General features: G+C 48.0%; 18 protein-coding genes. 12 read left to right on the forward strand and 6 right to left on the reverse strand.

Annotated elements, in window-relative coordinates; all coding sequences use genetic code 11:
• Positions 1-44: 44 nt before the first annotated feature.
• On the reverse strand, positions 45-263 hold the full coding sequence (locus ACMHKJ_RS14790; RefSeq protein ID WP_067365057.1) for a helix-turn-helix domain-containing protein: 219 nt from the start codon (positions 261-263) through the stop codon (positions 45-47).
• A gap of 517 nt (positions 264-780) precedes the next feature.
• On the opposite strand from ACMHKJ_RS14790, the gene mtnK reads away from it, so the two are divergent.
• The 4 genes from mtnK to ACMHKJ_RS14810 all read left to right on the forward strand — a co-directional run bounded on the left by mtnK (position 781) and on the right by ACMHKJ_RS14810 (position 4,499).
• Positions 781-2,046 carry an S-methyl-5-thioribose kinase gene (gene mtnK, locus ACMHKJ_RS14795; protein ID WP_413495051.1) on the forward strand — a complete coding sequence of 422 codons (1,266 nt, stop codon included), beginning with the start codon at positions 781-783 and terminating at the stop codon, positions 2,044-2,046.
• A 24-nt stretch (positions 2,047-2,070) separates the two neighbouring features.
• Positions 2,071-3,180, forward strand: coding sequence for an S-methyl-5-thioribose-1-phosphate isomerase (mtnA, locus tag ACMHKJ_RS14800; RefSeq protein WP_413495053.1), 1,110 nt, complete (start codon positions 2,071-2,073; stop codon positions 3,178-3,180).
• Between the two features lie 2 nt (positions 3,181-3,182).
• Entirely contained in the window at positions 3,183-3,827 is a 645-nt protein-coding gene (locus ACMHKJ_RS14805; RefSeq protein WP_413495055.1) for an L-fuculose-phosphate aldolase, read from the forward strand.
• Between the two features lie 285 nt (positions 3,828-4,112).
• A complete protein-coding gene (locus ACMHKJ_RS14810) occupies positions 4,113-4,499 on the forward strand; it encodes a hypothetical protein (RefSeq protein ID WP_413495057.1) in 387 nt (128 codons plus the stop codon).
• A gap of 48 nt (positions 4,500-4,547) precedes the next feature.
• On the opposite strand, the gene ACMHKJ_RS14815 is transcribed toward ACMHKJ_RS14810, so the two are convergent.
• The 3 genes from ACMHKJ_RS14815 to ACMHKJ_RS14825 all read right to left on the reverse strand — a co-directional run bounded on the left by ACMHKJ_RS14815 (position 4,548) and on the right by ACMHKJ_RS14825 (position 8,043).
• Complete coding sequence (locus ACMHKJ_RS14815) at positions 4,548-5,534, reverse strand: sugar-binding transcriptional regulator (RefSeq protein ID WP_413495059.1); 987 nt, start codon at positions 5,532-5,534, stop codon at positions 4,548-4,550.
• The gene (gene rimO / locus ACMHKJ_RS14820) at positions 5,531-6,871 is read right to left on the reverse strand and encodes a 30S ribosomal protein S12 methylthiotransferase RimO (RefSeq protein WP_413495061.1); all 1,341 of its coding nucleotides are present in this window, start codon (positions 6,869-6,871) and stop codon (positions 5,531-5,533) included. The genes ACMHKJ_RS14815 and rimO overlap by 4 nt, the downstream gene beginning before the upstream one ends.
• Positions 6,872-7,116: 245 nt before the next feature.
• Positions 7,117-8,043 (reverse strand): substrate-binding domain-containing protein, encoded by a 927-nt coding sequence (locus tag ACMHKJ_RS14825; protein ID WP_413495062.1) that lies wholly within the window; start codon positions 8,041-8,043, stop codon positions 7,117-7,119.
• Between the two features lie 107 nt (positions 8,044-8,150).
• On the opposite strand from ACMHKJ_RS14825, the gene ACMHKJ_RS14830 reads away from it, so the two are divergent.
• The 7 genes from ACMHKJ_RS14830 (at position 8,151) to ACMHKJ_RS14860 (ending at position 16,932) form a co-directional block, all read left to right on the forward strand.
• Positions 8,151-9,644: a sugar ABC transporter ATP-binding protein gene (locus ACMHKJ_RS14830; RefSeq protein WP_413495064.1), complete on the forward strand. Its 1,494-nt coding sequence runs from the start codon at positions 8,151-8,153 to the stop codon at positions 9,642-9,644.
• Positions 9,645-9,688: 44 nt separating this feature from the next.
• Positions 9,689-10,729: an ABC transporter permease gene (locus ACMHKJ_RS14835; RefSeq protein ID WP_413495066.1), complete on the forward strand. Its 1,041-nt coding sequence runs from the start codon at positions 9,689-9,691 to the stop codon at positions 10,727-10,729.
• A gap of 329 nt (positions 10,730-11,058) precedes the next feature.
• Positions 11,059-12,132, forward strand: coding sequence for an HlyD family secretion protein (locus ACMHKJ_RS14840; protein WP_413495067.1), 1,074 nt, complete (start codon positions 11,059-11,061; stop codon positions 12,130-12,132).
• Positions 12,129-14,888: a ribosome-associated ATPase/putative transporter RbbA gene (gene rbbA, locus ACMHKJ_RS14845; protein WP_413495069.1), complete on the forward strand. Its 2,760-nt coding sequence runs from the start codon at positions 12,129-12,131 to the stop codon at positions 14,886-14,888. The genes ACMHKJ_RS14840 and rbbA overlap by 4 nt, the downstream gene beginning before the upstream one ends.
• A complete protein-coding gene (locus ACMHKJ_RS14850) occupies positions 14,888-16,012 on the forward strand; it encodes an ABC transporter permease (protein WP_413495071.1) in 1,125 nt (374 codons plus the stop codon). Before rbbA ends, ACMHKJ_RS14850 begins: the two co-directional genes overlap by 1 nt.
• A gap of 296 nt (positions 16,013-16,308) precedes the next feature.
• Positions 16,309-16,596 carry a PTS sugar transporter subunit IIB gene (locus ACMHKJ_RS14855; protein ID WP_413495073.1) on the forward strand — a complete coding sequence of 96 codons (288 nt, stop codon included), beginning with the start codon at positions 16,309-16,311 and terminating at the stop codon, positions 16,594-16,596.
• Positions 16,597-16,599: 3 nt separating this feature from the next.
• The gene (locus tag ACMHKJ_RS14860) at positions 16,600-16,932 is read left to right on the forward strand and encodes a PTS lactose/cellobiose transporter subunit IIA (protein ID WP_413495075.1); all 333 of its coding nucleotides are present in this window, start codon (positions 16,600-16,602) and stop codon (positions 16,930-16,932) included.
• Positions 16,933-17,246: 314 nt separating this feature from the next.
• Here ACMHKJ_RS14860 and ACMHKJ_RS14865 read toward each other — a convergent pair whose 3' ends face one another.
• Together ACMHKJ_RS14865 and ACMHKJ_RS14870 are read right to left on the reverse strand one after the other, a co-directional pair.
• Positions 17,247-18,248: a LacI family DNA-binding transcriptional regulator gene (locus tag ACMHKJ_RS14865; RefSeq protein ID WP_413495076.1), complete on the reverse strand. Its 1,002-nt coding sequence runs from the start codon at positions 18,246-18,248 to the stop codon at positions 17,247-17,249.
• Between the two features lie 110 nt (positions 18,249-18,358).
• Positions 18,359-18,904, reverse strand: coding sequence for a D-lyxose/D-mannose family sugar isomerase (locus ACMHKJ_RS14870; protein WP_413495197.1), 546 nt, complete (start codon positions 18,902-18,904; stop codon positions 18,359-18,361).
• A 219-nt stretch (positions 18,905-19,123) separates the two neighbouring features.
• Here ACMHKJ_RS14870 and ACMHKJ_RS14875 point away from each other — a divergent pair, with 219 nt between their 5' ends.
• Positions 19,124-20,161, forward strand: coding sequence for an NAD(P)-dependent alcohol dehydrogenase (locus tag ACMHKJ_RS14875; protein ID WP_413495078.1), 1,038 nt, complete (start codon positions 19,124-19,126; stop codon positions 20,159-20,161).

Genomic DNA, 20,161 nt, shown 5'->3' on the forward strand with positions numbered 1-20,161 from the left:
TTCACATACGGTTAGTACCATGTCACGACTTAACTACCGGGGAACTATTCTTTATTGAAAAAGTATTCCACCGGAACATGAAATAATTCAGCCAAATAGATTAGATAATGAATACTAATGCGGCTTGTTCCACGTTCGTAGCGGTTAAATTGCTGCTGGGTTATCCCCATATCTTCAGCTAACCGGACAACACTTAATCCTAAGTATTTTCTCTTTTCTTTAATCCGGCTTCCGACACAAGAATAAATATATTCGGTCTCCATAAGATACTCCATTCGCTTATATTGACAATGTGATAACAAAAAAATCCATTTTTAAGGCCATGCCTGTAATACCGAAATCCACGGCAAAAAAAAGCCAACATATTGAAATAAAATAAAAATATATCAACTTCCCATTATAAAAACCAAGCATTCTCTGAATCAGCAAATAGAATTTAACCTTATCGGTTCATTGAAATCAATATCAATATTCCTATTTCCTGTAATATTACCTACCTAATCACACTTAACCTCTTAAATCAGAAAAAATAAGATTTATCACATTTCATGATCAGGTATATATACCTGGTCATTGCAAAAAACAATAATAATTAATTATATTTTCCATATAGAACGGAAAATATATACTTAAGAATTTATTACCTTTTTTTGATTTTTATCGGTTTTTATATCTGATGCAATCATCAGAAGATATGTTATTCTCATCACAGATGCAATACAAATGTATAGTTATAATTTACATTTGTAAATTACTCCTTTTTGTTTCTGAGGTTATCTTATGACACGAGTAACGCCCGCCGGATATGCCCCGCAAACCAGTAAAACGCTTCCCGCTTATCTTGCCGCGCATCTCCCTCCTGATCTGCAATTAGACGGCTCGCCCGACGACTGGCGGGTAGAGGAAGTGGGGGACGGTAATCTCAATCTGGTTTTTATCGTCCGGGGAAGTGAAAATACATTAGTGGTAAAACAATCCCTGCCATACGTCCGTGCCGCAGGCGAGTCCTGGCAGCTCTCTTTGCAACGCAATTATTTTGAATACCATGCTCTGTCACAGGAAAAACGTTTTGCACCTGATTATGTGCCTGATGTGTATTTCTATGATGAAACAATGGCGTTGTTTGTCATGGAATATCTCGATGACCATATCATTCTGCGTAAGGCACTGATTGCCGGTAAATTTGTTCCTGAGCTTGCAGAGAAAACCGGTTTATTTATGGCGCAGACGCTGTTTCACACATCTGATCTCGGTATGAATGCACAGGATAAAAAAGCCCTTACCGCACAATTTTCTGCAAACCATGAACTGTGTAAAATCACCGAAGACCTGATTTTCACCGAGCCTTATTATCCTGCACCACGCAATCAGCACACCTCCCCGCAGTTGGATAAAGATGCAAACGCCGTCATGCTTGACCGCGAAATGGTGCAGGTTGCCATGCGTTATAAATATAAATTTATGACACAGACCCAGGCGCTGCTGCATGGTGATTTGCATTCCGGCTCCATCATGACGGGTGAAAACTCCGTACAGGTGATTGATCCTGAATTCAGCTTTATGGGACCTATGGCATTTGATACCGGTAATTATATCGGCAACTTATATATGGCATGGTTTTCTCAGCCGGCGCACCGGAAAAATGAGAATGAAACCGCGCAATATCAGCAATGGCTGCTGTCACAGATAAGTCAGACCTGGTCTGTCTTTGAGACAGAATTCCGCCGTCTGTGGACAGAAAAACAGCAGGGTGATGCCTGGCCGCGCGTACTCTATCAGGAGGGATTATTTGACGATAAATTTCTCAGAACCGCGCAGAACAATTTTTTTGCCGAACTGTTTCAGGACACGCTGGTTAACGCCGGTCTGGAAATTAACCGCCGCCTGCTCGGGTTCGCCGGGGTGGCAGATTTTAAATCCATTAAAGATGCCGACCTGCGCGCAACGCTTGAACGCAAAACACTGAAACTCGCACGTGAACTGATTGTCAACGCCCGTCATTACAGCAGTTTTGACGATATCACACCATTTCTTTCTTATTGTTAATCGCCACCTGCTTATGAGGTCATAATGAAAATTCAGGGAAAACACTACCGCTCCGTCTGGTTAGCTGAAAACGGCGTTAATGTTTGTATTTTTGATCAGACAAAACTGCCGTTTGAAATTAGTATACTTCAGTTAACCACACCGGAAGAAGCGGCAACCTCCATTAAAGATATGTGGGTGCGCGGTGCGCCGCTGATTGGTGCGGTTGCCGCTTATGGCGTGGCGCTGGCAATGCATCGTGACAGCAGTGATAGCGCACTGAAAACCGCTTACGATACCCTTGTTATCACCCGCCCGACCGCAATCAACCTCAAATGGGCGCTGGACAGGATCTGCACCGCACTCACACCGCTGACGCCAAATGCCCGTTGTGAAGCCGCTTACCGCATTGCCGGTGAAATTGCAGATGAAGATGCTGAGATCTGCCACCGTATTGGTGAGCACGGACTGACAATTATCCGTGATATTGCCGCCCGTAAAAAACCGGGAGAACCGGTCAATATTCTGACTCACTGTAATGCAGGCTGGCTGGCAACAGTGGACTGGGGCACGGCGCTGTCACCCATTTATCAGGCATATAATGAAGGGATTAATATTCACGTCTGGGTGGATGAAACCCGTCCGCGCAACCAGGGCGGACTGACCGCTTTTGAGCTGGGTTCACACGGCGTGCCGCATACCCTGATCGCTGATAATGCCGGGGGGCATCTGATGCAGCACGGCGAAGTGGACATGTGTATTGTCGGAACTGACCGTACCACGGCACGCGGGGATGTCTGTAATAAAATCGGCACCTACCTGAAAGCACTGGCAGCCAAAGCAAATAATATCCCGTTTTATGTGGCACTGCCCTCACCGACTCTCGATTTCACGGTGTGGGATGGCGTAAAAGAGATCCCGATTGAACAACGTTCCGGCGAAGAGCAATCCCATGTATTTGGTATCACGCCCGAAGGCACGCGCAGTTGGGTAAATACTGCACCACAAGGAACAACCTGCGGCAACTATGCGTTTGATGTCACACCGGCGGAATATGTCACCGGGCTGATTACCGAGCGCGGTATTTGTGATGCTACACCGGCAGGGCTTAAAGCCATGTTCCCGGAGATCTGGCCGTCAGAGTATGAGGTATAACCATGACCCGCACAGAGCTGGCACAACAGATTATCGATACCTGCCTGAAAATGAATGCAAGCGGGCTGAACCAGGGAACATCCGGCAATGTCAGCGCCCGCTGGCAGGACGGTATGCTTATCACCCCGAGTGGTGTGCCGTATGAAAAACTGACACCTGACAGTATTGTGTATATGGACAATTCCGGGCAGACTGAAGCGGATAAAATTCCGTCCAGCGAATGGCACTTTCACCTGAGCTGTTATCAGGCACGTCCGGAGCTGAACGCGGTTGTTCATAATCATGCGCTGAATACCGCCGCCGTTTCTATTCTCAATGAATCCATTCCGGCCATTCACTATATGATTGCCGTCTCCGGTACTGATCATATTCCCTGTGTGCCTTACGCAACTTTCGGCACACATGAACTGGCTGATATTGTGGCGGCGGGCATCAAAACCAGTAAGGCGCTGATTATGCAGCATCACGGTATGCTGACGATGGAAGTTAACCTGGAAAAAGCCTTGTGGCTGGCGCATGAGACTGAAGTACTGTCCGCGTTATACCTGAAAATCCGCGCGATCACCCCGGATGTTCCGGTACTGAGTGCCGAAGAGATGCAGCGGGTGCTGAGGAAATTTAAAACCTACGGACTGAAAACTGAGTAACGGAAAGCAAGAACGGCGCAACGCGCCGTTCTTATTGCTGTATACCCAACGTCATTCAAGTTGCAGGAAGGCGGCAAGGGAAAATAGACGGGGAGCATAGATAAACTATGTGACCCGGCTATTTGAGTGCAGCCAACGAACCTGCAGTTTGAATGAATAAGGGTATATAACTCAGCACATTGTTCATTAGTTATTCTGATAAATAACGCCAGGCAATTAACCTCTTTAAATGATAATCATTTTCAATATAATAAGACTTTAATATATTTATGATTTAAGGTTTTTATGAAAAAAGTGATTTGTTATTCAGCCCTGACAGCCGTCATTCTGATGATCTTACCCGGATGCTCAACCATAAAAAAAGAGACTGAATTTAAAGAGACTGAATTTAAAGAGACTGAATTTAAAGAGAAAAGCATTGAAGATTGTGCAAAATACCTGCCTGACGGCATTGCTTATCACGTCATCATTGAAGGTGAAGTTGACTTAAATAAGAAATTTAACGGCAATATCAATGTTACCGCACTACAGAACAGTGCGCCCAGTGTCGTATTTAACCGGGATGTGATTGAGGCAGGCACCAATCAGTATATGGATTGTGCAATACAATTACTGAATGACGGTAAAGGCGATACCCGCACTGAAGCCGAAAAAATAAATCCGGCAAAATAGTAAGCACGTCATAACCCTGATAAGCCGCCTTACGGCGGCGTATTATGACTATTGTCCTGACAATAAACCCGCCGCTATCACCGGATCTACAATCAAATCTGACACATATCCGCCGAGCAATGCACCGCGCGTGGCCGCGATATTCTGTTCACCGGTGGCGATAAAAATCCGCCGTGCAATCTGCTGCAACTGCGGCAGACGTATTCCCAGAATGCGGGCATCCGTATGCGTATCCAGCGACTTGCCGTCTTTATCATAAAAACGTCCGCAGATAACCCCGACCGCGCCCTTGCGGCGAAAATCCGCCATTTCTTCCGCCGTAATCACACCGGCACGGGTAAGCGGGTTTTCTTCGGTGACATTGCCCGCCACAAATAATGATTTGGTACAGCGGTCAAGCTGGGCAAAATTAGCGCGGATAATCGGCTCACGGCGCAGTGTATCCGCCAGTTCTGCCGAACTGACAATCGCCGGCACATGCAGGTAAGCACATTCACCGCCGAATTTACCGGCAATCAGTGAAGATGACTCCACTGTCGTAAAATCCGGCTGAGACGGCACAGAGCCGAGCATCTGCAATACCGTCACGTTACGTACGGTTTTCGGCATCAGACACTTTGCCAGATGGTGAATAGTCCGCCCCCATGCAACGCCGAGCACATCGCCGTCCTCAATCACCTGACTGAGATAAACCGCTGCCGCCTGCGCCATATTTTCACGACGGCGGGCGGAATCTGCGGCGGCATCCGGTGCCGGGTTATCCGCCACCACCAGCACACTGGTCAGACTGAACTGTTTTTTCAGTGACAACGCCATGTCAATCCGGCTGTAGCGCGACATATCAAGGCTGATATTAACCACGCCGCTTTCCCGTGCAATCTGCAGATATTTCACCACCGTCACACGGGAAACGCCCATCGCATCAGCGACGTCAGTCTGGCTCAGACCGGACTGATAATAGAGCCACGCCGCCTGCAAAACGGGATCGTTACCAAACATCAGCCGGTTAAACACACGGTTGTCACCGGTTGTCATGCTTCGCGCACCACACTGCCCCAGAGATCGTACTCATCCGAGTGTTCAATCTTAACCATCACAATATCACCGGGCTGCACATCAAACTCACCGTTCAGATAGACCATACCGTCAATTTCCGGTGCATCCGCCATGCTGCGCCCGACAGCGCCTTCATCTTCATCCACTTCATCAATAATAACCGGCAGAATACGGCCGATTTTTTCAGCCAGACGTTCGGTGGAAATTTTCTGCTGTAACTGCATAAAGCGATGATAACGCTCTTCTTGTATTTCTTCCGGTACAGGGTCCGGCAATTCGTTTGCCTTTGCACCTTCCACCGGGCTGTATTTAAAGCAGCCAACGCGATCCAGACGCGCTTCGGTCAGGAAATCCAGCAGCATCTGAAAATCTTCTTCTGTTTCACCCGGGAAGCCAACAATAAAGGTAGAGCGCAGAGTCAGCTCCGGACAAATTTCCCGCCAGCGTTTGATGCGCTCAAGTGTGCGCTCTACCGCGCCGGGGCGTTTCATCAGTTTAAGAATACGCGGACTCGCGTGCTGCAACGGAATATCCAGATACGGCAGCACTTTACCTTCTGCCATCAGCGGGATCACATCATCCACATGCGGATACGGATACACATAGTGCAGGCGTATCCAGACACCCAGTTGTGACAACTGTTCACACAGACCGATCATACTGGTTTTCACCGGCAGACCATCACGGAACCCGGTGCGGTGTTTGATATCCGCGCCATAGGCAGATGTATCCTGCGAAATCACCAGCAACTCTTTTACGCCGGACTCAACCAGGCGCTGCGCTTCACCCAGCACTTCGCCTACCGGACGGCTGTCGAGATCGCCGCGCATGGACGGAATAATGCAGAATGTGCAGCGGTGATTACAGCCCTCTGAAATTTTCAGATACGCGTAATGGCGCGGGGTCAATTTCACGCCCTGCGCCGGCACCAGGCTGGTGAACGGATCATGCGCCGGTTTCGGCACATATTTACGGACACTTGCCAGTACCTGTTCATAGCTGTGCGGACCGGTTATCTCCAGTACATTCGGATGCACCTGACGGATTTGATCTTCTTTCGCGCCCAGACACCCGGTAACAATAACTTTACCGTTTTCTGCCAGCGCCTCGCCGATAGCTTCCAGCGACTCCTGCACGGCGCTGTCGATAAAGCCACAGGTATTGACGATCACCACATCGGCATCGTCATAACTTGGCACGACCTGATAACCATCAGTACGCAGTTCAGTCAGGATACGTTCGGAGTCCACTAAGTTTTTCGGGCAGCCTAAAGAGACGAAACCGACTTTCGGCACGGTGTTGGTATTTTGCGACATAAGCTCATTTACTCAAAAAGGCAGGATACACAGTAAGTTACTGCAAAATCCGGCAGATATTAGTCATTATCGGGAAGGAAAGGTGGATTTTAGCAAACAAATTAACCTGACAGCCAGCTTTCTCAGTAAAAAAAACCGGTTCTGACTGAGTATCAGAACCGGAGGTCTTATCCATGCATCTCAGCTAAAACACCTGTTATCAGGATTTGATTGTATTCACAGGTATTTTTATAGTGAAGTCACTATTATTTCACATTACTTTTATCTATCACGATAAGATCCTGATAGAAACGCTCAGGTACTTTTTCTTTATTAATGCGTTTAACGGCAAATTCCAGACCTTTTGCTGCCTGAGCTCCGGGACCCTGGTCAATAGTATTGAGCATTTTTCCTTCTTTAATATACTGAAGTGCCAGCGGCAGTGCGTCATAACCGGATACTAATATTTTACCTTCAAAACCGGCATTTTCAATCGCGGTAATCGCGCCGATTGCCATATTATCATTGGCTGCGAATACACCGTTGATATCCGGGTTTGCGGTTAAAATATTGGTCATTACGTTTAAGGCCTGTTCGGTTTCCCAGTTGGCTGTTTGTGAGGCTACAACTTCAATACCCGGCGCTTCAGAAAAGGCTTTCATTGCCCCGGCTTTACGTTGCTCGCCATTATCGACACCCGGAATACCTTCTAAAATAACGACTTTACCTTTACCACCTAACTCATCCACCAGGCGTTTTGCTGATTTATAACCACCTTCAAAGTTATTCACACCAACATAATAGTAAGTCAGTCCCGCAGATTGCGCGGCCGCTTTATCCAGTTCCACATCTAAGTCAATAATAGGAATACCCGCTTTTTCTGCATCTTTAAATACAGAAACAAAGGCATGTGAGTCATTCGGTGTTACTACAATCGCATCTATTTTAGAAGCAATCATATTTTCGACTAATGAGACTAATTCTTCTGTCGAGTTTTCTTTTTCAGCAACCTGAACAATTAAATCAATGTTTTGCTCTTTTGCCGCTTTGTCTGCGCCTTCTTTCATTGCAATGAAATATTCATTACTTAATGTTTTCATAATAAGGGCGACTTTAGGTTTTTCTGCCTGGGCAACAGCAGTGAATCCTACTAATACGATTGCGGCTAATAGTGATTGGAATAGACGTTTCATACCGATGTACACCTCTAATTGATTGATGTAGGATACAGAAGGCACAACATAACAAAAATAACATTATAGTAAAGATAATAAGCAATCAAATCTGGAATTATAATAATATGACTGAGATTAATAAAAAGATTGTTTTTGACATGCATCACATTATTAAATCCTTTAATCAGGTAGAGGTTCTGAAAGGTGTTGATTTTACACTGTATGCCGGAGAGGTTCATTGCCTGGTCGGGGAAAATGGCGCAGGAAAATCAACGCTTTGTAAAATAATAGCCGGAATATACCCCGCAAACGGCGGCAGTATGACGTTATTTGAACAGCCCTATAACCCGCTGAATGTAAAAGAGGCACAGCTGAAAGGAATCGGCTTTATTCATCAGGAGTTATTGCTGGTTTCTGAATTAACTGTATTAGAAAATATATTCTTAGGCAGTGAAAAGCATAATATATTCGGACAAATGAAATGGCGGGAAATGTACGACCTTGCCAAAAAAGTCATTGACGAACTTGAGCTTGATATATCCCCGGATGCAAAAATAAGTTCTTTATCTCTGGCTCAGCAGCAAATGGTAGAAATAGCTAAAGCAATAATCCATAATTATAAAATAATCATCTTCGACGAGCCTACTGCATCTATCTCCCGTAAAAATACAGAAACACTATTCCGGATCATCCATCAGTTGAAAGAAAAGGGTGTCGGAATGGTTTATATTTCCCATCGCTTAGAAGAATTTAATCATATTGCGGATCGCATCACAGTTTTAAGAGATGGAGTGCGGACCGGCACCATGCTGTATAAAGATACTGATAATAATGAAATAATCCGCTTAATGGTCGGGCGGGATATTAAAGCATCTGATGAAGTGGATCATACCAATTTCAGTCATATTAAATTAAAAATCTGTGACCTTCAAAATGCACATGTTAAAAAAATATCGTTCAATGTGCATCAGGGCGAGATTCTGGGGTTTGCAGGATTAGTCGGTGCCGGAAGAACTGAAATTCTGCGCGCCATATTTGGTGCTGACGAAAGTACCGGCGATATTTATATTGATGATATTAAGCAAAAAATCCGCTCGCCTAAAGATGCGGTAAAAGCCGGTATCGGTTTTTTAACGGAAGACCGCAAAGGACAGGGTTTGGTTTTAGGTGCCAGTATCCGGAAAAATGTGACATTACCCATCTTACACCGGTTATGGAATGGTTTATTTATTAACCAGTCAAAAGAAAAAATATGCGTACAAAAGAATATGAAAAAGTTGCGCATTGTTGCCAGCAGCCAGGAGCAGACAGCAAATACATTATCCGGTGGTAATCAGCAAAAAGTCGTATTAGCGCGGTGGATGGAAAGTAATGTCAAAATCTTATTTTTTGATGAGCCGACACGCGGTATTGATGTCGGTGCAAAAGCTGAAATTTATGATTTGATGCGGGTATTTACAAAAGACGGCGGCACCGTCGTGATGGTTTCTTCCGATTTACCCGAGCTGTTGTTGCTGTCAAACCGCATTATTGTTATGCGCCAGGGATCAATGGTGGGCGAAATTTTACGCAAAGATGCCTCAGAAGAAAAATTAATGCATTTAATGGTGGGTATATAAGCCCGGAACAACCACAGAATTGACCAACAGTTGGTGACATAATTATGCAACGTATCACTAAATCATCCGTATTATCCCTTATATCCAGTCTGGGCATCGGGTTGGTTCTTGCCGCACTTATTGTCGGAATGAGCTTTGCCTCACCTGTTTTTCTCAAAACGAATAATATCGTCAATATATTGCTGCAAGTGGCGACTATCTCCATTATCGCAACAGGTATGACTTACGTCATTCTGACCGGCGGGATTGATTTGTCAGTCGGGTCAATCGTGGCGCTGAGTGCCGTCAGCCTGGGAACATTTATTCATGCCGGTATGGAATGGATTGGGCCGGAGCCCTCATTCATGATGGAACTCACCGTCGTTATGTTATCCATTGCCGGGGCCATTCTGGTCGGCACACTTTGCGGGTTGGTGAACGGGTTTGTTATTGTTTGCATGAAAGTACCGCCTTTTATTGCCACATTAGGCATGATGGGAATTGCGCGGGGATTAGCACTGACAATTGCCGGCGGGAAAACACTGTACAGCTTTCCGCCGTCATTACGTTATCTCGGTAACGGGAAAATAGCCGTGACAGAGAGTTTTAATCTGCCGGTTCCCGTTATTATTGCCTTTTTCGTGGTGATGATGAGTTATTACGCATTAACACAGACACAATTCGGACGGCAAACCTATGCACTGGGCGGCAACCGCGAAGCAGTCCGGTTATCCGGTATCAATGTATCCTGGCTGGAGATCCGCGCCTATGTTATTAACGGCGGACTCGCTGCTTTAGGGGCAGTTATTTTAGTCGGACGTTTAAATGCAGCACAACCTATTGCCGGGGAAGGTTATGAACTTGATGCCATTGCTGCAACGGTTATTGGCGGTACAAGCTTAGCCGGCGGTATCGGCTCTGTTATCGGCACGGCTATCGGCGCTCTGATTATGGGCGTATTACAAAACGGTTTAACACTTCTCAATGTGGCATCTTATTCACAAAGGCTGATTATCGGCGTTGTGATTATTTTAGCGGTATTTTTAGACCAGGTGCGCCGGGGCAGAGTTTCCTTTACGTTTATATCCCGCTGGTTTAAACGCTGATATACCCTTATTCATTCATTTCCTTATTTACTCAAAAACGGGATGCGGCGGCTTATTTTGCTGCATCCTTTTTTTCGTCTGCCAGTCCTGCCCCCGAAACCTCTTAAGCTAAAAACCAACCGGTATAAACCTGAGTAAAATATATTTCCTTTATGATGAATGTGATACATGCAGCAGCATTATTCCTCTGATCCGGCTATGCTTTATTTGTCAGCATTTAATTTCAACATTATATAAATACACAGTGATATTATTCATCACTTATGTATTGAAATGCTGCCGTTGTGTTTATCTCATTATTATTAACAAGAAGAGTAATCACGGTGTCTATGCAAAAATCAAAACGTAAAACGTGGATCCTTTATCTCCTGCTGGTTATCGCCCTCATTGCCGGAGGCTATCTGTACCGGCTGATGAGTCCCTCCGGGCTGCCCGCCGGATTTGCACAAAGTAATGGCCGGATAGAAGCAACCGAAATTGATATTTCAACTAAAATTGCCGGACGTATCAGTACCATCAATGTCCGGGAGGGGGATTTTGTCCGTGCCGGTGATGTTCTGGCACAGATGGATACCCGGACACTTGAAGCACAATTAAGCGAAGCACAGGCACAATACCGTCAGGCGACCAGCAATGTGGTTTCCTCCCGTTCGGCGCTCGCCCAGCGGAAAAGTGAAAAAACAGCCGCAGAAGCCATGGTACGCCAGCGCCAGTCTGAACTGAATGCGGCACAAAAACGTCTCGCCCGCTCTCAGGCACTGGTAAAAACCAATGCCATCTCCGTTCAGCAGCTTGATGATGACCTTGCGGTGGTTCAGGGCGCCCATGCAGCTGTCGAGGCTGCCAAAGCCCAGGTTGCAGCGGCCTCTGCAGCAATTGATGCCGCGCAGTCCGGTATTATTCAGGCGCAGACCCGGGTTGATGCAGCACTCGCCACGCAACAGCGCATTGAGGCCGATCTCGATGACAGTCAGCTGAAAGCCCCGCGTAACGGTCGTGTGCAATACCGCGTTGCCGAGCCGGGCGAAGTGCTGGGTGCCGGTGGCCGTGTCGTGAATATGGTTGATCTCAGTGATGTGTATATGACCTTTTTCCTGCCGACTGAACAGGCGGGACAAGCAGCTATCGGCAGCGAAGTTCATATTATCCTTGATGCCGCACCAAATCTGGTGATACCGGCGAAAACCTCGTATGTTGCCAGTGTTGCGCAATTTACTCCGAAAACAGTGGAAACAGATAACGAGCGGCAGAAACTGATGTTTCGTGTCCGTGCGCGGATAGCCCCTGAATTACTGGAAAAAAACCTGGAATACGTGAAAACAGGTCTGCCGGGACGTGCATACATTCGTTTGGATCCCAGGCAGGAATGGCCTGCTGAACTGGAGGTGAAATTACCTCAATGACATCATCACAGAAGCTTTCCGCCACCGCGATCGTCACACTTGAACAGGTTACGCATCATTACGGTGATGTGTGCGCCCTTGATGATATCAGTCTGCATATCCCCGCCCGTCAGATGGTGGGGCTGATAGGCCCGGACGGTGTCGGGAAATCGACGCTGATTTCCCTGATTGCCGGCGCCCGCAAAGTGCAGCAGGGGAATGTGATTGTGCTGGACGGTGATATCCGTGATGAAACTCACCGCCGCGCTGTGTGCCCGCGTATCGCGTATATGCCGCAGGGGCTGGGGAAAAACCTCTATCACACCCTGTCGGTTTTTGAGAATGTCGATTTCTTCGGGCGGCTGTTTGGTCAGTCAGAAGCCGAGCGGCATCTGCGCATTGATGATTTACTGACCAGTACCGGGCTTGCGCCCTTCCGCGACCGCCCGGCAGGAAAATTATCCGGTGGCATGAAACAGAAGCTCGGGCTTTGCTGCGCCCTTATTCATGACCCGGAACTGCTGATCCTCGATGAGCCAACCACCGGTGTTGACCCGCTCTCCCGCGCCCAGTTCTGGGATCTGATTGATCGCATCCGTGAGCGCCAGCAAAACATGAGTGTGCTGGTTGCCACCGCCTATATGGAAGAAGCAGAGCGTTTTGATTATCTCGTTGCGATGGATGACGGCAAGGTTCTGGCGACCGGGCACGCCCGCGAACTGAAAGCACAAACACACACCACCGAACTGGAAGAGGCGTTTATCGCCCTGCTGCCGGAAGAGAAACGCAAAGATCATGAATCCGTGGTGATCCCGCCGCGCAACGTTCAGGATAATGAGACTGTGGCAATTGAAGCACAAGATCTCACTATGCGTTTCGGCTCATTTACCGCCGTCGATCACGTCAATTTCCGCATTCCGAAAGGAGAAATATTCGGCTTTCTCGGCTCCAACGGTTGCGGCAAATCCACCACCATGAAAATGCTCACCGGACTGTTACCAGCCAGTGAAGGCAAAGCATGGCTGTTTGGTCAGGAAGTTGACCCGAAAGATTTGAATACCCGGATGCGCGTGGGCTATATGTCGCAGGCGTTTTCACTCTACAGTGAGCTGACGGTGCTGCAAAATCTGGTGCTGCACGCCAAACTGTTTCATGTGCCGGAGCACGAAATTGACGCACGCGTCACTGAAATGATGGCACGCTTTAAGCTGACCGATGTTGCAGACGCGATGCCGGAAGGTCTGCCGCTCGGGATCCGCCAGCGGCTCTCACTTGCTGTTGCCGTTATCCATCGCCCCGAAATGCTGATCCTTGATGAACCAACCTCCGGTGTTGACCCGATTGCCCGTGATATGTTCTGGAATCTGATGGTGGGCCTTTCACGCGATGACGGTGTGACTATTTTTATCTCCACTCACTTTATGAATGAGGCGGCGCGCTGTGACCGGATGTCTCTGATGCACGCTGGGAAAGTGCTGGTGACAGACACCCCGGATAGTCTGGTCAGAAACAGTGAGTTTGATACCCTGGAAGCGGTATTTATCGATTATCTGAAAAAAGCCTCCGGTATTGAGGATGACGCCCCGCCTGCCGCCGCGCCTGAGCTGCCTGCCAACTCAGGAGAAACCGCAGCCACCGCGCTGAAACGCCGTTTCAGTCTGCGCCGTCTGTTCAGTTACAGTCTGCGTGAAGGACTGGAGTTGCGCCGTGACCCGGTCCGCCTGACACTGGCGCTTCTCGGCACGGTTATTCTGATGTTTATCATGGGTTACGGCATCAGTATGGATGTGGAAAATCTGCGTTTTGCAGTACTGGATCGCGACCAGACCACCACCAGCCAGAGCTATGTACAGGATCTCTCCGGCTCGCGCTATTTTATCGAACAACCTCCGTTGCGCGATTATGATGATATGGAACGGCGTCTGCGTGGCGGGGAAATTGCTGTCGCGGTCGAGATTCCGCCGAATTTTGCCCGGGATATCGCCAAAGGCCACAATGTGACCCTGGGTGTCTGGGTGGATGGCGCAATGCCGAGCCGCGCAGAAACCATACGCGGCTATGTGCAGGCAATGCACCTGAACTGGCTGACCCGCATGGCATCACGCCAGCCGGTATCAACACCAACCCAATCAGCGGTCAATATTGAAACCCGCTACCGCTATAATCCGGATGTAAAAAGTTTGCCCGCCATAGTACCTGCGGTTATTCCGCTGCTGCTGATGATGATCCCGGCAATGCTCAGCGCCCTGAGTGTGGTGCGGGAAAAAGAACTAGGATCCATTATTAATCTGTATGTTACGCCAATTACCAAAGCGGAGTTTCTTATCGGTAAGCAACTGCCGTATATCCTGCTGGGAATGTTTAACTTTTTCCTGCTCTGCATACTCTCCGTTTATGTATTTGGCGTGCCGCTCAAAGGCAGCCTCCTGACAGTGACGCTGGCGGCACTTTGCTATATTACGATTGCCACCAGCATGGGATTGCTTATCTCCTGCTTTATGAAAAGCCAGATTGCCGCCATTTTCGGGACGGCGATTATTACCCTTATCCCGGCAACACAGTTTTCCGGAATGCTTGACCCGGTATCATCACTTGAAGGTATGGGCTACTGGATAGGGCATATTTACCCGACCACGCATTTCCTGACCATCACCCGTGGTACGTTTTCCAAAGGGCTGGGACTGATTGATTTGTATCAGTCCTTTATTCCGCTGCTTATCACCATCCCGTTGGTGCTCGGATGCAGCATCTTTTTCCTGAAAAAGCAGGAGGGATAATGCGGACACTGAAGAATATTATTTATCTCGGCATGAAAGAGCTGCGCAGCCTGATGCGGGATAAAGCCATGCTGGCACTGATTGTGTTTGCATTCACCGTATCAATCTATTCCTCGGCTACGGTAAAATCAGACTCACTGCATCTGGCACCCATTGCGATCGCAGATCAGGATCGCTCGCAGCTCAGCCAGCGCATCATTAACAGCTTTTATGAGCCTTATTTTCTACCCCCTGTTGATATTGAGATAAACCAGATGGACGGGCTGATGGATACCGGTGCTTATACTTTCACCCTGGATATTCCGCCCAATTTTCAGCGCGATGTCCTGGCAGGACGCCATCCGGCAGTCCAGTTAAATGTCGATGCCACCCGCATGAGCCAGGCGTTTCTCGGCAATAGTTATATTCAGAACATTGTCACCGGCGAGGTGAATACTTTTCTGGCTAAAAATCGTGAAAACAGTGTGCTGCCGGTGGGTTTGGATATCCGCGCCCGGTTTAACCCGAACCTGGATCAGATGTGGTTCGGCTCTGTCATGGCGATTATCAATAATATTACGATGCTCTCGATTATTCTGACCGGGGCGGCGCTTATCCGTGAACGCGAGCACGGGACTATTGAGCATCTTCTGGTGATGCCGGTAACCCCTTTTGAGATAATGATGTCAAAAATCTGGTCAATGGGATTAGTGGTTTTACTGGCCTCTCTCGGCTCACTGCTGCTGGTTGTCCGGTTTCTGCTGCAGGTACCGATAGAAGGATCGATTACCCTGTTTATGTGCGGCGTGGCACTCAGTCTGTTTGCCACGACATCAATCGGGATTTTTATGGGGACGATTGCGCGCTCTATGCCGCAGTTCGGGTTGCTGATGATAATGGTGCTGCTGCCGCTGAATATGCTGTCCGGCGGGATGACCTCGCGGGAGAGTATGCCGCAGTTTGTGCAGGATGTGATGCAGACAATGCCGACGACGCACTTTGTCAGCCTGGCACAGGCAATTCTCTATCGTGGCGCGGATTTCCTGATAATCTGGCCGCAATTTATTTATCTGATCGTTATTGGTGCGGCTTTCTTCTGCGCGGCGCTGCTGCGTTTTCGCAAGACGATCAGTGCGATGGCGTAACCCGGACTCATCCGCTACCTCAATGATACCGGCCATATTATCATTGCGGAGATTCACAATTAACCCCGCGCTGTGTAACCATCCTGTTTACACAGCGCTTTGTTATATACCCTTATTCATTCAAACTGCAGGTTCGTTGGCCGCACTCAGCCAGCCGGGTCACATAGTTTACTATGCTCCCCGGCAATCAGAGCTTGCCGCCTGCCTGCATCCTGAATGACGTTGGGTATACATTCAGTATAAATTTTGTTTGTTACGGACAGTTTGGAGATAAGGATATGAAGAAGGTGGTGCTGATGTGTGACACTGGTATTTCTGCACGGATGCTGGTCAGTAAAATGCAGGATGAAGCACAAACCAGGGGTATTGATATTGAGATTACCAGCCGCTCGGTTCATGACTACCGTGAATGTGCCGGAGAGTATGATCTCGCCCTGCTCGCCCCGCAAATCCGTCACCGCCTGCGTGAATGTCAGCAGAGCGCTACCGCCGCAAAAAAAACGGTCGCCTGCATTGAGATGGATCCCTTTTGGAATCTTGACAGTGGTGCGGTATTAAATCAGGCTCTGGAATTACTGGATTAATCAGTGACACAACAAACAACTGAAACCGATATCATTACACTTATCACCTGTGCGGGAAGCGCCCGCAGTCTGGTATTTCAGGCCATTCGTGAAGCCCGTGAAAACCGGAATTTTCCGCAGGCAGAAACACTGATGCAACAAGCAAAAGAAATGCTTTCCGGTGCTCACTGGATTCAGACTCAGCTTATCAGCCTGGATGAGGGAGAAGGAAAAATCCCTGTTACCCTGGCGCTGGTACACGCTCAGGATCACCTGATGAACGCTGTTCTGCTGACAGAGCTGGGTACAGAGATTATTGCCCTGCACCAGCAGATTGCGGAAAACACCAAAAAATAAAAGATAAAAGATAAAACCCTCTTCTTTTATATTCGGGCGTCGGGATAACCAGCAAAGCGGAAAGTCGCTGTAAACACATCCCTGTTCGCTCGGATCGCGCCATCCATGGCGCTATACGCTTTCCTTTTTTTGCCGGTTAGCCCTTCTGAATTTTTGACAATGCAGAGAAATAATTATTTTAAAGCTCAGCGATCCGCTAAATCATCCGGTTTGTGGCAAGGCGGCAAGTGAAGAATTCCGGGGAGCATACATCAGTATGTGACCCAGAATTCTGAGCGCAGCCAACACAGCCACAGACCGGAGGATGACGCGGATCAGGATTGGAGGACGCCGCGGACAATCACCTTGCTCGCCGGGGCGCTGCTGTCAGTCGCCCGCCGGACTGCCATATTAATCGCCTGCCAGGCTATTTCCTGTAAATCATGAGAAATACACGGAAAATCAAACCCATAAATATCAGCATGAGAAACTTCATCAATACTGAACAGTGAAACATCTTTTTGCGGAATAAGATTATGTCTGATGCAGGCTTTGATAATCCCCAGTGAAATCTGGTTGTTGCAGCCGACAAAATAGTCCGGTGCCGCATGGTATTTCAGATAATGATCTGTCACTTTAAAGGCTTCATCCATCAGAAAATCAGCATGAAGTACATTCACACTGCTGACCTGTCCGTGTAATCCTGCCACCATACCGGTAACTCTGTCCTGGGCAACATTAGAATCTTCAGGACCTGAAATAATGACAACATTATTCACTTTCTGAGATAACAGATAGCGCCCCGCCTGTAACCCGCAGTCAAGGTTATCGATATATACGCCGCTGCACCCTTTTGCATCCAGTTCCCGGTCGACCAGAATGACCGGAATATTGAGCAGTGCCAGTTGTTTAACATAGTCCGGGCGATATACCCGTTCAGCGGAAACAACCGATAAAATGATGGCATCGACGTTATAACCAATCAGTTTATCAATGATACGCGCTTCATTTTCGCGTGATTCGTATGAATCAAACATCAGGGTGTCATAGCCGGCTTTGTATGCTTCCTGGGTAATGCGTTTTGCCAGCCCGCCGAAAAACGGGTTGCTCATATCCGGGCTGACAATCCCGATAGTACGGGAGGATTTTGCCCGCAGATTGCGTGCCGCTGCGTTGACGACATAACCAATTTTATCTGCCGCATCAAGAATGCGCCTCAGCGTTTCCGGGTGAACCTTATCAGGTTGCGAAAATGCGCGTGATGCCGTAATTTTACTGACATTTGCAATTGCGGCGACATTTTCAAGTGTGACCTTTTGTGTCCGGGGTTCCGCCAATTTTATCTCCTTAGCGCCAAAGCATCATTTTGTACCATTATATTATCATCTAAATCGATTCAGTCACGCGAAAAGGTGTCTTTTTGCTGAGAAAAACCGTGTCAGCTATTTTAACATTCCAGCCGTTTTATCCGTGGGTCAGTAAATATATCGTATTCATCTGTGTTCTCAGTCGAGAACTCGGAAACAACCGTCCCCTGCGGGCCGGCTTTAAACCAGTGGCGGGTATTTGGTGCAATGGTGTACTGCTCACCCGGGCGCAGTAAAATAAAGCGGTCACAGGTATACCACTGTTCATCACCTTCCGGCGGGCTGCAAACCGGATTTCCCTGTGCATCCTGATTGAGTGTCAGTGACGGGGAGTCAACAAATAAATACACTTCCCCCCAGCGGCAGCGGAAGGTTTCCTGTTTGCCCGGGCGCGTTTTATAAGGCGGATGGCGGTGTTCGGGGCAGGTCTGGTCTGCAAACAGTACCAGCTCTTTCGCACAGTAATGCGGGCTGTTGTAGTACGTCAGCAGTTGCAGGCCTGAACGGGGATAATCAGGCAGATTAAAATGAGCAATTTCGATGTTATGCTTTTCAGCTTCTGTCAGGACAATGTGTCCTTTCTCCAGTATTGCCAATGATTCAGCGATATAGCGTTGTTTATTCATCTGCATCTCTGCACCTCCGCGAAATGATATCGGTATCATTATACCCTTACCGTGAAGCACAAAAACGTGATCGATAAGACCATTCGTCGAACCTGTTATAAGCAAAAACGTCTTTTTTTAATAAAAATTTAACCAACATCACATAATTATAATAAAGATTGGTCTACTATCCGAATCATAGTAATGATATCGATATCATTTTAATGAAAGGAAGTGATCATGAAGGCATTAGTGTTAGAGAAAGCAGGGAAGATCGCGATTCAGGATTGGCAGAGCAATGAAGTCCTGAGCGACAATGACGTTGAGATAAAAATTCACACCGTCGGTATCTGCGGCAGTGATGTCCACTATTACCAGCATGGTCGTATCGGACCGTTTGTGGTTGAAGCGCCGATGGTGCTGGGCCATGAAGCATCCGGCGTGGTTACGGCAGCCGGTAAAAATGTAAAACATCTGAAAGTCGGTGACCGCGTGTGTATGGAGCCGGGTGTGCCTGATTTACAGTCTCCGCAGTCGCGTGCTGGTATTTACAATCTGGATCCGGCTGTCCGCTTCTGGGCAACCCCGCCAATCGACGGCTGTCTGCGTGAAAGCGTGATCCACCCTGCTGCATTTACCTTTAAACTGCCGGATAACGTCACCTTTGCCGAAGGCGCAATGGTTGAGCCGCTGGCGATTGGTATGCAGTCTGCTACCAAAGCCGGGATCAAACCGGGTGATATCGGTCTGGTAATTGGTGCCGGGACTATCGGTATTATTACTGCGCTGTGCGCACTGGCGGGCGGTTGTTCTGATGTGATCATCTGCGATGTGTTTGATGAGAAACTGAAAATTGCTGAAAAATATCAGGGCTTACATGCCATAAACAGCAAAGATCAGCAGGCACTGACTGATATTGTCAACAAACTGACCGGTGGCGAAGGTGTGAACGTGCTGTTTGAGTGCAGCGGTGCAAAACCGGTTATCGCCTCAATCTCTGATCATATTGCCCCGGGCGGTACCGCTGTCCTCGTAGGGATGCCAATCGATCCGGCTCCGCTGGATATCGTGGCAGCACAGGCAAAAGAAATCACCTTCAAAACTATTTTCCGTTACGCCAACATGTACCCGCGCACCATTCGTCTGCTCAGTTCCGGCAAACTGGATGTCGCCCCGCTGCTGTCAGCAACCTATAAATTCAAAGACAGTATTGAAGCGTATGAGCGTGCTGCCGAAGGCCGCGCGACCGACGTGAAAATCGTGCTGGAAATGGAGTAA

This window comes from Morganella psychrotolerans (assembly GCF_965118875.1).
Taxonomy (GTDB): Bacteria; Pseudomonadota; Gammaproteobacteria; order Enterobacterales; family Enterobacteriaceae; genus Morganella; species Morganella psychrotolerans_C.

Bases quoted from the DNA above. Each gene is read 5' to 3' on its own strand.
- ACMHKJ_RS14790 (WP_067365057.1), bottom strand. From the start codon at position 263: ATGGAGACCGAATATATTTATTCTTGTGTCGGAAGCCGGATTAAAGAA.
- mtnK (WP_413495051.1), top strand. From the start codon at position 781: ATGACACGAGTAACGCCCGCCGGATATGCCCCGCAAACCAGTAAAACG.
- mtnA (WP_413495053.1), top strand. From the start codon at position 2,071: ATGAAAATTCAGGGAAAACACTACCGCTCCGTCTGGTTAGCTGAAAAC.
- ACMHKJ_RS14805 (WP_413495055.1), top strand. From the start codon at position 3,183: ATGACCCGCACAGAGCTGGCACAACAGATTATCGATACCTGCCTGAAA.
- ACMHKJ_RS14810 (WP_413495057.1), top strand. From the start codon at position 4,113: ATGAAAAAAGTGATTTGTTATTCAGCCCTGACAGCCGTCATTCTGATG.
- ACMHKJ_RS14815 (WP_413495059.1), bottom strand. From the start codon at position 5,534: ATGACAACCGGTGACAACCGTGTGTTTAACCGGCTGATGTTTGGTAAC.
- rimO (WP_413495061.1), bottom strand. From the start codon at position 6,871: ATGTCGCAAAATACCAACACCGTGCCGAAAGTCGGTTTCGTCTCTTTA.
- ACMHKJ_RS14825 (WP_413495062.1), bottom strand. From the start codon at position 8,043: ATGAAACGTCTATTCCAATCACTATTAGCCGCAATCGTATTAGTAGGA.
- ACMHKJ_RS14830 (WP_413495064.1), top strand. From the start codon at position 8,151: ATGACTGAGATTAATAAAAAGATTGTTTTTGACATGCATCACATTATT.
- ACMHKJ_RS14835 (WP_413495066.1), top strand. From the start codon at position 9,689: ATGCAACGTATCACTAAATCATCCGTATTATCCCTTATATCCAGTCTG.
- ACMHKJ_RS14840 (WP_413495067.1), top strand. From the start codon at position 11,059: ATGCAAAAATCAAAACGTAAAACGTGGATCCTTTATCTCCTGCTGGTT.
- rbbA (WP_413495069.1), top strand. From the start codon at position 12,129: ATGACATCATCACAGAAGCTTTCCGCCACCGCGATCGTCACACTTGAA.
- ACMHKJ_RS14850 (WP_413495071.1), top strand. From the start codon at position 14,888: ATGCGGACACTGAAGAATATTATTTATCTCGGCATGAAAGAGCTGCGC.
- ACMHKJ_RS14855 (WP_413495073.1), top strand. From the start codon at position 16,309: ATGTGTGACACTGGTATTTCTGCACGGATGCTGGTCAGTAAAATGCAG.
- ACMHKJ_RS14870 (WP_413495197.1), bottom strand. From the start codon at position 18,904: ATGAATAAACAACGCTATATCGCTGAATCATTGGCAATACTGGAGAAA.
- ACMHKJ_RS14875 (WP_413495078.1), top strand. From the start codon at position 19,124: ATGAAGGCATTAGTGTTAGAGAAAGCAGGGAAGATCGCGATTCAGGAT.